At 73.2% G+C, this 13,008-nt stretch carries 9 protein-coding genes; 3 read left to right on the top strand and 6 right to left on the bottom strand.

The genetic code is table 11. The annotated features are described in order from the left end of the window. Window positions 1-52: 52 nt before the first annotated feature. On the bottom strand, window positions 53-430 hold the full coding sequence (locus ACZ46W_RS07975; RefSeq protein ID WP_468333151.1) for an MGMT family protein: 378 nt from the start codon (window positions 428-430) through the stop codon (window positions 53-55). Between the two features lie 179 nt (window positions 431-609). On the opposite strand from ACZ46W_RS07975, the gene ACZ46W_RS07970 reads away from it, so the two are divergent. From ACZ46W_RS07970 to ACZ46W_RS07960, 3 genes are all read left to right on the top strand, one after another. Then, on the top strand, window positions 610-3,252 hold the full coding sequence (locus ACZ46W_RS07970; RefSeq protein WP_468333148.1) for a lysylphosphatidylglycerol synthase transmembrane domain-containing protein: 2,643 nt from the start codon (window positions 610-612) through the stop codon (window positions 3,250-3,252). A gap of 277 nt (window positions 3,253-3,529) precedes the next feature. After that, window positions 3,530-5,035, top strand: coding sequence for an alpha/beta hydrolase (locus ACZ46W_RS07965; protein WP_468334694.1), 1,506 nt, complete (start codon window positions 3,530-3,532; stop codon window positions 5,033-5,035). 55 nt (window positions 5,036-5,090) lie between these two features. Beyond that, window positions 5,091-6,635: an alpha/beta hydrolase gene (locus ACZ46W_RS07960; protein ID WP_468333145.1), complete on the top strand. Its 1,545-nt coding sequence runs from the start codon at window positions 5,091-5,093 to the stop codon at window positions 6,633-6,635. A gap of 64 nt (window positions 6,636-6,699) precedes the next feature. Here the strand turns inward: ACZ46W_RS07960 and moeZ are convergent, their stop codons facing one another. The 5 genes from moeZ to ACZ46W_RS07935 all read right to left on the bottom strand — a co-directional run bounded on the left by moeZ (window position 6,700) and on the right by ACZ46W_RS07935 (window position 12,900). After that, the gene (gene moeZ, locus ACZ46W_RS07955) at window positions 6,700-7,878 is read right to left on the bottom strand and encodes an adenylyltransferase/sulfurtransferase MoeZ (protein WP_366127575.1); all 1,179 of its coding nucleotides are present in this window, start codon (window positions 7,876-7,878) and stop codon (window positions 6,700-6,702) included. A 61-nt stretch (window positions 7,879-7,939) separates the two neighbouring features. Beyond that, on the bottom strand, window positions 7,940-8,704 hold the full coding sequence (locus ACZ46W_RS07950) for a spherulation-specific family 4 protein (RefSeq protein WP_366127576.1): 765 nt from the start codon (window positions 8,702-8,704) through the stop codon (window positions 7,940-7,942). After that, on the bottom strand, window positions 8,692-9,678 hold the full coding sequence (locus ACZ46W_RS07945) for an NAD-dependent epimerase/dehydratase family protein (RefSeq protein WP_468333140.1): 987 nt from the start codon (window positions 9,676-9,678) through the stop codon (window positions 8,692-8,694). The genes ACZ46W_RS07950 and ACZ46W_RS07945 overlap by 13 nt, the downstream gene beginning before the upstream one ends. A 131-nt stretch (window positions 9,679-9,809) precedes the next feature. Then, window positions 9,810-11,162, bottom strand: a complete 1,353-nt coding sequence (locus tag ACZ46W_RS07940) for a hypothetical protein (RefSeq protein WP_468333137.1) — start codon at window positions 11,160-11,162, stop codon at window positions 9,810-9,812. Next, a complete protein-coding gene (locus tag ACZ46W_RS07935; protein WP_468333134.1) occupies window positions 11,155-12,900 on the bottom strand; it encodes a DUF3492 domain-containing protein in 1,746 nt (581 codons plus the stop codon). Before ACZ46W_RS07935 ends, ACZ46W_RS07940 begins: the two co-directional genes overlap by 8 nt. Window positions 12,901-13,008 lie beyond the last annotated feature (108 nt).

Here is a 13,008-nt window from a genome sequence, read left to right as displayed (position 1 = left end):
TCGTGACGGCCGTTCCCACCATGCCCGCCGCGCCGCCGCATGGCCGAAGCTGTCACCTGTGAGCCATCGCACTCGCGCCGCCGTCGGAGGCACCCGTGCCGTCCCAGCGCGCCCGGCGCATGTCGAGCCGCGGCAGATGGTCCTCGGCGTGCCGCGTCGCCTCGCGCAACGGCGTGCCCTCCTCCCGGTAGTGGCCCAGGGCGCGCAGCTCGTGGCCCGGCAGGAGCCGCCCGTCGGCCCGCACCACCCGCCACCACGGCACCGCGCCCCCGTAGAGCGCCATGACGCGCCCGACCTGGCGCGGCCCTCCCTCACCGAGCCACTCCGCGACGTCCCCGTACGTCATCACCCGGCCGGGCGGGATGAGCTCGGCGACGTCCAGCACCCGTTCCGCGTACTCCGGAAGCTCCTCGGCAGTCACCCGGTCCATCCTGCACCACGCCACCGACAACGCGGGCAATGCACCCTGATGGCCCCCGGCACGGCCCGGTCATGCCACCATCTTCCGGGCGGTGACCGGTGATACGAGATCAACAAGACACAGACGCGGCGAAGGGGCAGGATGTGCGGCCTCCCGAAGTGGCGACCACTTCGGGGCCTCCTGAGACGATGGAGAAGAATCAGACGAAGGAGACGGTGTGCGTGAACGCGGAGAGCCGCATCGACCGCGTCTCCGGTGACGAGCCGCTTCTCGCCGCACGCGTGCACCGGCCGTCCGACCTGCTGCGCCTGCTCATCGGCATCCTCGCGATCGGTGTCGTCATCGCCATCGCCGCCTTCGCCCACGCCACCACCACCGGCCTGGAGGAGGACATCAGCAAGGGGACCGGTCAGGCCCCCGACGTCTTCGTCAAGGTCGCCGGTCTCGTCTCCAGCATCGCCGTCCTCCTCGTCCCCGTCGCCTTCGCGATCGAGCGGCTGATCAAGCGTGACGGGCTGCGCATCGCGGACGGCGTCCTCGCCGCCGTACTGGCGCACGGCGTCACCCTCGCCACCGACCTGTGGGTCGCCAGGGCCGCGCCCGGCACGATCCAGGAGGCGCTGACACAGCCGCAGCCGGGCGGCGGCCTCTCCGATCCGGTCCATGGATACCTCGCCCCCGTCATCGCCTATATGACGGCCGTGGGGATGGCCCGCAGGCCGCGCTGGCGGGTGTCACTGTGGGTGGTGCTGCTGCTCGACGCGTTCGCGATGCTGGTCGCCGACTACACCACGCCCTTCTCGATCATCCTGACCATCCTGATCGGCTGGACCGTCGCCTACGGCACGCTCTACGCGGTCGGCTCCCCCAATGTCCGGCCCACCGGCCAGACGCTGATGGCCGGGCTGCGGCACGTCGGCTTCCGCCCGGTCACGGCGATGCGCGCCGAGGACCTCACCGACCTGGCCGAACAGGGCGACCGGGGCCGGCGCTACCTGGTGACGCTGGAGGAGGGCCCACCGCTCGACGTCACGGTCGTCGACCGGGAGCAGCAGGCCCAGGGCTTCTTCTACCGGGCATGGCGCCGGCTGACGCTGCGGGGCATCACCACCCGCCGCTCCATCCAGTCCCTGCGCCAGGCGCTGGAGCAGGAGGCGCTGCTGGCGTACGCGGCGATCGCCGCCGGCGCCAACGCCCCCAAGCTGATCGCCACCTCCGAGCTGGGCCCGGACGCCGTGATGCTGGTGTACGAGCACCTCGGTGGCCGTTCGCTGGACGCGCTGGACGACAAGGAGATCACCGACGAGGTCGTGCGGGGTGCCTGGCAGCAGGTGAAGGCGCTCCAGTCGCGGCGTATCGCGCACCGCAGGCTGACCGGCGACGCCCTTCTGGTGGATCGTTCCGGCAAAGTGATCATCACGGACTTGCGGGGCGGCGAGATCGCGGCGGGTGACCTGGTGCTGCGGATGGACATCGCCCAGCTCCTCACCACCCTGGGGCTGCGCGTCGGCGCGGAGCGGGCGGTCGCCGCCGCCGTGGACGCCCTCGGCCCGGACCGGGTCGCGGACTGCCTGCCGCTGCTCCAGCCGATCGCCCTGAGCCGGTCGACCCGCGCCACCCTGCGCAAGCTGGGCAAGGAGCGGGCCCAGCGGGAGCGGGAGGCGGTGCTGGCCGCTTCGGAGGCGGCCAAGCACGCCCGCCTGGAGGGCCACGCCGACAAGAGCGAGGAGGAGAGGCGAGCCGACCGCAAGGCGGTACGCGCCGAGAAGCAGGCCGAGAAGCGCGCCCTTGAGGAGGCCCTGGAGGAGGCGCGTGAGGAGGACCTGCTGGTGCAGATCCGGGAGCAGGTCCTGCGCATCCGCCCCCAGGCGCCGGTGGAGCCGGCCCGGCTGGAGCGCATCAGGCCCCGCACCCTCATCAGCATCATCGCGGGCGCCATCGCCGTGTACTTCCTGATCTCCCAGATCTCGAAGGCGTCGCTGTCCGTGTCCACGTTCGCCGAGGCGGACTGGGCGTGGGTCGCGGCGGCGCTGCTGTTCTCCGCGCTCAGTTACGTCGCGGCCGCGATGAGCCTGCTGGGCTTCGTTCCCGAGCGGGTGTCGTTCGGGCGGACGGTGATCGCCCAGGTGGCGGGGTCGTTCGTGAAGATCGTCGCCCCGCCGGCGGTGGGCGGTGTGGCGCTCAACACGCGGTTCCTCCAGCGTTCGGGGGTCCGGCCGGGTCTGGCGGTAGCCAGTGTGGGCGCCTCGCAGTTGTTCGGCCTCGGGGCGCACATCCTGCTGCTGCTGGCCTTCGGCTACCTGACGGGGACGGAGAAGACGCAGGACTTCACACCGTCCAGGACCGTGATCGCGGGCCTTCTGACGGTGGCCGTACTGGTGCTGGTCGTCACGGCCATCCCGGGCCTCCGCAAGTTCGTCGTGACCCGGCTGCGCACGCTGTTCGCGGGCGTGGTGCCGCGCATGCTCGACGTGTTGCAGCGACCCACGAAGCTGCTCACCGGCATCGGCGGGATACTGCTGCTGACCGGCGCGTTCGTCCTCTGTCTCGACGCGTCGATCCGGGCCTTCTCCGGTGGCGCACAGCCGCTGAGTTACGCGAGCCTCGCCGTGGTGTTCCTCGCGGGCAACGCCCTGGGGTCGGCCGCGCCCACGCCGGGCGGTGTCGGGGCGGTGGAGACGACCCTGACGCTGGGCCTCGTGGCGGTGGGCGGCCTGCCCACGGAGGTGGCGGCGCCGGCCGTGCTGCTCTACCGGCTGATGACGCTGTGGCTTCCGGTGCTGCCGGGGTGGTTCTCGTTCAACTTCCTGACGCGGAAGGGCGCCCTTTAGCGACCGGCCGCCCGGCGACCCGGTCACGGGCCGGAAGGGCGCCCTTTAGCGACCGGCCGCCGGGCGACCGGTCACGGCGGTCATCCGGCCACCCGCATGGACCTCGTCAGGGGCGCCGGACGGGACCCCGACGCACCATGGGTCCATGACCACCCGCGCCGCCCGGCCCGCTGCCACCCGCACTCGACGGCGTGCCGCCGCACGCGCCACCGGGCCCGGCACCGGGGCGGCCACGCGCTCCGCCGCCGTGCTCGCCGCAGCGACCGCCACCGTACTGATGGCCGCCGGCTGCTCGGACAACGGCGACCGGGACGGCCGCGACCCGGCCCGGCCCACGGAGCTGGCCACCCAGAAGCTGACCTGGGACACGTGCCCGGCCCCGTCCCTCCAGGAGGGCACGGGCACCGCCCCGTCCCCGCTGCCGGGCGGGACCAAGTGGGAGTGCTCCTTCATGCAGGCGCCGCTCGACTACGCGGACCCCGGCGGGGAGACGATCGAACTGGCCCTCATCCGGGCGCGGGCGACCGACCCGGCGAAACGTATCGGCTCCCTCGTCTTCAACTTCGGCGGTCCCGGCGGCTCCGGCATCACCGCCCTGCCCTCCTTCGCCAAGGACTACGAGTCGCTGCGCAGCCGCTACGACCTGGTCAGCTTCGACCCGCGCGGGGTCGGCCGCAGCGAGGGCGTGGAGTGCCAGGACGACCCGGAGCTGGACGCCTTCTTCGCACTCGACTCCACGCCCGACGACGCGCGTGAGGAGGAGGCCTACCAGGAGGGCCTGAAGCAGTTCGCCGACGCCTGCGAGGAGAACTCCGGCGACACCCTCCCGCACGTCGGCACCGCCAACGCGGCCCGCGACATGGACCTGATGCGCCAGGTCCTCGGCGACGCCAAGCTGCACTACTTCGGCATCTCCTACGGCACCGAACTCGGCGGCGTCTACGCCCATCTCTTCCCCAGGAACGTCGGCCGTGCCGTCTTCGACGCCGTCGTCGACCCCACCGGCGGCGCGGAGGACGGCGCGCTCGGCCAGGCCAGGGGCTTCCAGCTCGCGCTGAACAACTTCGCCGAGGACTGCGTCCGGCGCGGCGACGCGTGCAAACTGCCGGGCGGCAACGTCAAGGAGATCGAGAACTTCATCACCGACCTGCTGGCCAGGCTCGACAAGAAGCCCGTCCAGGGCCTCGGCGAGCGGAAACTCACCCAGTCCCAGGCCACCAACGGCATCGCCCAGGCCCTGTACTCCAAGCGGTACTGGTCCTACCTGGAACAGGGCCTCGACGAGGCGGACGGCGGCGACGGCGGCCTGCTCCTCGCCCTGTCGGACGCCATGAACGGCCGTGACCAGAGCGGCGAGTACAACAACCTCCAGGCCGCGAACGCCGCCATCAACTGCGTCGACGACAAGGCGCGGTTCTCCGTGGGGCAGGCCAAGGCGAAGCTCCCCGAGTTCCGCGAGGCGTCCCCGGTCTTCGGCGACTTCCTCGGCTGGGGCCTGATCACCTGCAACCACTGGCCGGTTCCCGGCACCTGGGAGCACCCCGACGTCAGCGCCCCGGGCTCGGCGCCCATCCTGGTGATCGGCAACACCGGCGACCCGGCGACCCCGTACGCGGGCGCCCGGGCGATGGCCGCCGCACTGGGCAAGGGCGTCGGCGTGGAGCTGACGTACGAGGGCCAGGGGCACGGCGCCTACAACAGCGGCGACGCGTGCGTGAAGCGCACGGTGGACGCCTACCTGCTGGACGGCAGGGTCCCGAAGTCGGGGACCGTCTGCCCGTAGCGCTGTCGGTGACCCGGCCTAGGATGGCCGTTCGGCACAGGAGTTTGGGGGACACATGTCCATGCGGGTACGGGCCGGAGCCCTGGCGGTCGCCGCGGCCCTGGCGGCCGGGCTGGTCACCGGTTGTGACAGCGGCGGCGAAACGGACACCGGCAGCGGCCCGAGCGGCACCCCGCGGAGCGACCCGATGGCCTCCCTGCCCGCCGCTCTCACCAACCAGAAGCTCGACTGGCGCGCCTGCGAGGCGCCCAAGGGCGGCGAGAAGCCCGACCCGCAGTGGCGCTGCGCCGGCGTGAAGGTGCCCCTCGACTACGGCAAGCCGGACGGCGAGACGATCTCCATCGCGCTGATCCGCAAGGAGGCCCGCGACCGGGACCGCCGCATCGGCTCCCTGCTGTTCAACTTCGGCGGCCCGGGCGCCTCCGGGGTGACCGCCATGCCGCGCATGGCCGGGGAGTTTCACGAGCTGGGCGCCCGCTACGACCTGGTCGGATTCGACCCGCGCGGGGTCGCCCGGAGCTCCGGGGTGGTGTGCCGCGACAGCAAGGAGCAGGCCGCCTCCCTGGCGCGGGTCGACCTCACCCCGGACACGCCCGCCGAAGAGGCCGCCTTCATGAAGGAAGGCGCCGACTTCGGCGCCGGCTGCGCCGAACGGTCCGGCAAGGTCATCGCCCACGTCACCACGAGCAACACCGCACGGGACCTGGACCTCGTCCGGCATGTGCTCGGCGACGGGAAGCTCAACTACATGGGCTTCTCCTACGGCACCCAACTGGGCGGCACGTACGCCCACTTGTTCCCGCGCAACGTCGGCCGGACCGTCCTGGACGCGGTCGTCGACCCCACGGCGGACAGCGCTGGCCACGCCCGCAACCAGGCCATCGGCTTCCAGCGGGCGCTGAACAACTACTTCGCGTCCACCGGCGAGGGCGCCGCGGCGGGCAACGCGCGCGTGACGACGCTGCTGAAGCGACTGGACCGTGAACCGCTGTCCACCGCCGACGGCCGCGAGCTCACACAGAGCCTCGCGCTCACCGGCATCGCCGCGACGCTGTACTCGGAAGAGACGTGGCCCTATCTCACCAAGAGCCTTGAGGAGGCGGAGTCGGGCCGGGGTGACGCCCTGCTGCGACTCGCCGACATCTACAACGACCGGGCGCCGGACGGCACCTACGGCACGCAGGCGCATTCGCAGCGCGCCATCTCGTGCGCCGACAGCAGCAGCCGGCCGACGGTGGCCGAGGCCAAGGCGCTGCTGCCGGAGTTCCGGAGGATATCGCCGGTCTTCGCCGAGTTCATGGCCTGGGACACGGCCGGCTGGTGCGCCGACTGGCCCGTGAAGGGCGAGAGCGCCACACCGGAGGCGAGCGCCCCGGGTTCGGCTCCGATCCTGGTCGTGGGCACCACGGGCGACTCGGCGACGCCCTACGAGGGCGCCAGGAAGATGGCGGACGAGCTCGGTGCGGGCGTCGGCGTCCTCCTCACCTACAAGGGCGAGGGGCACGGCGCGTACAGCAGCGGCAACGCGTGCGTGCAGGGCACGGTGAACGACTACCTGCTGGACGGCAAGGTCCCGGCGAGCGGCAAGACCTGCTCCTGAGCGCCCCCGGACAGCGTGAGGGCCGGACCCGCACCGGGTCCGGCCCCACTGGCGAACGCGCGGTCTAGTAGACCGGCTTCTCCGGCTCGATCTGGTTGACCCAGCCGATGACGCCGCCGCCGACGTGCACGGCGTCCGCGAAGCCCGCGGACTTCAGCACGGCGAGGACTTCCGCACTGCGGACACCCGTCTTGCAATGCAGGACGATCTTCTTGTCCTGCGGGAGGTCCTGGAGGGCGGTGCCCATCAGGAACTCGTTCTTCGGGATCAGGCGGGCGCCGGGGATCGAGACGATCTCGTACTCGTTCTTCTCGCGGACGTCGATGATGTCGATGTTCTCGCCCTCGTCGATCCACTCCTTGAGCTGCTTGGGAGTGATCGTCGAGCCGGCCGCCGCCTCCTGGGCCTCCTCCGACACGACGCCGCAGAAGGCCTCGTAGTCGATGAGCTCGGTGACGGTCGGGTTCTCGCCGCAGACCGCGCAGTTGGGGTCCTTGCGGACCTTGACCTGGCGGTACTGCATCTCCAGGGCGTCGTAGATCATCAGGCGGCCGACCAGCGGGTCGCCCACGCCGGCCAGGACCTTGATCGCCTCGGTGACCTGGATGGAACCGATGGACGCGCACAGCACGCCCAGCACGCCGCCCTCGGCGCAGGAGGGGACCATGCCCGGCGGCGGGGGCTCCGGGTACAGGCAGCGGTAGCAGGGGCCGTACTCGGACCAGAAGACCGAGGCCTGGCCGTCGAAGCGGTAGATCGAGCCCCACACGTACGGCTTGTTCAGCAGCACGCACGCGTCGTTGACCAGGTAGCGCGTGGCGAAGTTGTCCGTGCCGTCGACGATCAGGTCGTACTGGCTGAAGATGTCCATCACGTTGTCGGCCTCGAGCCGCTCCTCGTGAAGGATCACGTTCACGTACGGGTTGATGCCGAGCACGCTGTCGCGCGCCGACTCGGCCTTGGAGCGGCCGATGTCGGACTGGCTGTGGATGATCTGCCGCTGGAGGTTCGACTCGTCGACCTCGTCGAACTCCACGATGCCGAGCGTGCCCACGCCGGCCGCGGCCAGGTACATCAGGGCGGGCGAGCCCAGGCCACCGGCGCCCACACAGAGCACCTTGGCGTTCTTGAGCCGCTTCTGCCCGTCCATCCCGACATCGGGGATGATCAGGTGGCGGGAGTACCTGCGGACCTCGTCTACGGTGAGCTCGGCAGCCGGCTCGACCAGGGGTGGCAGCGACACGGGGACTCCGTTGGTCGGTAGTCAGTACGGTTGTTCTTCCGTAACACTGCCACGGCCCTCCTCATTCCGAGACACCCGGTCCGATCTGCGAGACGATTTCGTCCCAGTAGCCGGGCAGAGCCGCGAATGGATCATTTTGTCCGGTGCGGTCGGCGGTCCGGTCGGTGAAGAAGATCGTCCCGGCGCCCTGCCAGCGGGCGATCCGCATCGCCTCGTCGAGATGGGTGCGCGGCACCCCGTGGACGAGGTGCGCGAACCGTTCCGGCGGGTGGTCGGCCGTCCACTCCGGCGCCTGTGACCAGCGGTACTCCGCCCACGGCCCGCAGAACGTCACGAGCTGGTCGGCGATCTCCGCGTACCCGGGATACGGATGGGAGCCGTGCCCCAGCACCAGGTGCCCGCCGTCGCCGCCCTCCAGGACCACCTCCAGCGTGGCCGTCGTACGCCGTACGGCGGCCAGGTCCGCCCGGTCCGTGGGACACCGGTCCAGCAGGTAGCCGTCCACCAGGTACCAGTCGAGGTAGCGGTGCGCGTCGGAGACGATCTCGCCGAACGGGCGCGAGCCGTGGCGCAGGTCGAGGTGGCCCAGCACCCGGACGCCCGCGTTGCGCAGCTTTCCGGCCGCCTCCAGGCAGTGCGGGTCGGGCCGGGCCCCGGGGCCGTCCGCGACATTGAGGACGGCCCAGTGCAGCGGCGTACCCGGGCGGGTCAGCTCCGCCCACTCCACGGGGGCGAGCAGGGGGTGGGCGTAGCCGGGGACGCCGAATCCGAGCCGTTCGGCACCGGTCGCGGAGAGCCCCGTGTCCGTGCTGATCAGATGCGGCATGCGGCCTCCATCCAGATGTCGGCCAGCGACTCCTCCAGGTTGATGCGGGGCCGCCAGCCGAGCCGGTCGCGCGCGGTGCGCACATCGGCCTGCTGCCAACTGCCGCAGCCGTCGGGGTACGGGTAGGGCGTGGCGGACAGGTGGTCCGGGGCGCTGTCACCGCGCTGGGCACCGATGGACGCCATGGAGCCCATCGACGACAGGGACGGCCTGGCCGGCGGCCCGTCCAGCTCGTGCAGGGCGCCCGTGTACCCGGCGACCCGCGCCAGGACGGCGGCCGCGTCGCGGAGCCGTACCGCACGGCCCGTGCCGATGTTGACGATGCCCTGCGCCGCCGAGAGCGAGGCGGCGTGCACGGCGCGCGCCACGTCGCGTACGTCCACGAAGTCGCGCTGCACGCCGAGACTGCCGAGCTTGAGCTCGCCGTCGCCGGTCTGCATGGCGCGCCGCATGGCCTCCGCGAGCCGGCCCAGCGGCGACCCGGCGGGGGTGCCGGGCCCGACCGGCGAGAAGACCCGCAGGACGACCGCGTCCAGGCCGGAGCCGAGGACCAGCTCGGTGGCCGCCAGTTTGGACACGCCGTACGGGCCGCCGGGGCGCGGCACCGCGTCCTCGGCGGTCGACGAGCCGGGCTGCGAGGGCCCGTACTCGGAGGCGCAGCCGACCTGGACCATGCGCGCCCCGCAGCCGCTGCGGCGCAGCGCCTCGCAGACGGTCGCGACGGCGACGGTGTTGTGCCGGGTCAGCTCGCGGGCGCCGCCACGGGTGGTGCCCGCGCAGTTGATCACGACACCGGGGTGGACGGCGTCCAGGAACCGGGTCAGCGCGCCGGGGCTTCCGCCGGCGAGGTCGAACCGTACGTCGGCGTCGTCGCCACGCCCGAGGGCGGTCAGGTGGACCGCCGGGTCGGCGAGGAGCCGGTCGGCGACGAACCGGCCGAGGAAGCCGTTGGCACCGAGCAGCAGCACCCTCATCGCGCGCCCCCTTCGCGCCGAGTGGCCGTTGCGGGGGTTTGGGGGGTCATGTCGGTTGTCTCCTTGTGCTGATGAGCTGGTGAGCTGGTGAAGGGTGTACGCGGGTACGGTCCGGCTCTCAGGTGGCCGGTTCAGGTGGCGGTGGCGGTACCGCCGGCATGGGCGGAGGCGCGGGCCAGTACGGCGGTGGCGTGCGCCAGCAGGGCGAGGCCGGCCGCGCCGCACACGAGCGTGGGCACGGCCGCGGAACCCCAGGCGTCGACGACCGCCTCGACGGGGCGGGCGAGCCGGTCGCACCCCGGCAGGCGGCCCGCGAGGACCGACGCCAGGGCGAGCGCCTCGGCGGCGGCCGCGCCGAGGAGCCCGGCGGCCGCGGCCCCCGGGAAGCCGTGGACGGCGAGCAGCCGGGCGAGGAACAGCAGGGTGCCGAGGGCCAGGGCGCCGCCGCTGAGGGAGCCGTCGTCGAGGGCGGCGCCCACGAGCGTGAGCAGTCCGGTGAGGGCGGCCGTGTGGAGCGCGACGACCCCGAGGAGCAGCGGGCGGGTGCCGGAGGCGAACTCGGCCAGGCCCCGGCTGCCGGCGAGCCCGCACCGGGCCCGTACGGCGAAGAGGTGGGCGCACCAGGCCGCGGGGGCGACGGCGAGGGCGAGGCCGAGCAGTGGCGCGGGCTCCGTGGGCCAGGGCCCGTCCGGGCCGCCGGCGATGAGCTGGTCCAGCAGGCCGTCGCCGCACACGGCGTACGCGAGCAGAAAGCCGGTCCACGCACGCGTGCCCGGTGCCGTGCGCCCGGCGACGCGCAGAGGGCCGCGCCGGAGGCAGACGGTGAGCGCCACGGCCAGCCCGGCCGCGCCGGCCGCGCCGACGGCCGCCCGCAGCGGCCCGCCGGTCAGGGCGAGGCCGACCACGGTGAGGGCGCCGACGGCTCCGGGCAGCAGGTACGGCAGGGCGGCCCGGCCGGTCCACGCGGAGTCGGGGTCGGGCGCGGCGGCGGTGCGGTGCGGCGCGTTGTCGTCACCGCGCGGCACGCGCGCGTACAGCTCCTCGGCGAGCGAGAACACGTCCCGGTGCCGGAACCGGGCGGCGGTCCGGTCGGTGAGCCCGTGGGCCTCCAGACCGGCGGCGATCTCCAGCGGGTCGACCGCCCGCTCGCACAGCTCCCGGTGGCGGTGCAGCAACGCCTTCACCGGATCGCCCGGCCTCCGCCGGACGCCTCCGGGACGGCCACCGCCCGGAAGGTCGCTGCCCGCGAGGCCACCAGCCGGAAGGTCACCGCCGGGCCCGGGAGTGGACTGCTCGGCAGCGGACGGCCCGGGAGTGGGCTGCTCGGCAGCGGGCTGTCCGAGCGCGGACCGTCCGGGAGCGGGCCGTCCGAGCGCGGGCTCGGACAGGACGGCCTCCGCGCGGCTGGCCCAGGCGGCCTGGCCGGGGGCCGGCCTCCCGCCGTGGGGGCGGCCGCCCGACATGGGTGTGCCTCCCTCAGACATGGCCGTCCGTCCTCCCCGCGCCCGCGACGGCGCCCGTACAAGCGCCCACACCCGTACGAGCGCCCCCGCCCGTGCTCCCGCCCGTCGGCCGTGGTGCGGTGGCCCAGGCCGGGGTGGTCGCGCCGCCCGAGCGGCGTCCGGTCCAGTGGCCGGGCACATACGTCTCGGCCGGGTGCGCGAACGGCAGCGGCTCGCCGTCCGCGCCGATGGCGTCCGCGTCGCGGTGCACGGGCGTGTGGGAGATGAGCTCCAGGTAAATGCCGTGAAATGCCGCGATGTTCTGCTCCACCGTGAACAGTTCGAGTGCGCGGGCGCGTGCGGCGGCGCCCAGCCGTTCGCGCCGCGCCGGGTCGCGCAACAGCGCCAGGCACGCGTCGGCGAGCGCCCGCGGATTGCGCGGGGGCACGACCAGTCCCGTACCGCCGATGACCTCCACGACCGCCCCCACGTCCGTCGAGACGGTGGCGCGTCCGCAGAGCATGGCTTCGACCAGGCTGACCGGGAAGCCCTCGACCACGCTGGACAGGACGACCACGCCGGCCCCGGCATACGTCTCGGTGAGGGAGGGGGCACCGGGGCCGCCGAGGTCCTCGAAGGAGACGGGGTTGTCGCCCACGGCGTGCGCGTCGGTGGCCTCGTCGGGGAAGAGTTGGGCGGCCAGGGCCTCGCCGTGCGCGCGGTAGGTGGCGGACTCGGCGTCGCGGCCGGGCGCGGAAACGATCCTGAGCCGGGCCGCCGGCACCTGCCTCCGTACCTCGGCGAAGGCGTGCAGCAGACCGACGAGGTCCTTCGCGGGCTCGATCCGCCCGACCCAGACCAGCGTGTACGGATCGCCGCCGTCGCCGCTCTCGCCCACCGCGGCGAACCGCTCGGCCTCCATGCCCGGGTAAACGGTCCGCAGCCTGGCCCGATCGGCGCCGCACCTCTCCTGCCAGCGGCGGGCGTGGGTGTTGCCCGGCGTGATGACGGAGGCCTGCCGGTACACCTCGGCGGCCAGGCAGTTGTGGAAGGCGGCGAGCAGGGCGCGCACGGGAGTGCTCAGCCGCGCGTCGGCGGCCGCGAGGTAGTGCGCGCGCAGGTGTACGCCGTACTCCGTGACCAGCAGCGGAACGCCGAAGAAGCGTTTGGCCACCAGTCCGGGGAGGGCCGCGGTTCCACCGGACGCAGCATGGCAGAGGTCGACCGCGCCCAGCCCGTCCTCGCCGTACCAGTCCGGCGACAGGGGGCGCAGGGCGCGCTCCAGCGAGTCGGCGAGGGCGAGGTGGTCGAGGACGGTGGCGCCGTGCACGCTCCGGCGTGCGCCGCGCGTGCGGCAGGCGGACTCCAGGACGCGGACGGCGGCCTCGGACCGGAGGGCGGCGTGGAGGCCGCCGTACTCCCGGCCGAGCTCGGCCAGCCCGTACAGCCCTTCCGCGAAGCTCTCGGCGGCGGCGTCGCGCGGGCCGCACAGGGCGGTGGCGAGCTCCGTGAAGCAAGCGGTGAAGCGCCGGCGCTCACGCCTGCCGTACGCGCGCCCGCCACGCCCCTCGTCCCCGGGAGCCCACAGCGGAGCCGTGCGGACGCGCCGCACCTGGGGTGGGAGCGGGACCCAGCCGGCGTCCTCCTGCCGGGCGCTCCGGCTCAGCGCGTAGACGTCGAATTCGTGCTGCGCGAGCCCGCGCACGAGCCGGTCGCACCAGAGCCTGGACTCACCCGTGGCATACGGGTAGCCACCGTCGGTGAGCAGTCCGATCCGCACGAGTACACCCCCGATCTCCCTTGTGTGCGGCCACCGTTGGTCCGGCGACTCACAGCGGGAAGAACGTAAGCGGATATGCCGGTGGCGCGATGGACGGTTGTCCGTTGC

The sequence above is a fragment of the Streptomyces sp. NPDC031064 genome, assembly GCF_055570965.1.
Note: the sequence above shows the minus strand (reverse complement) of the source record. Positions and strands in the feature narration are given on the sequence as shown.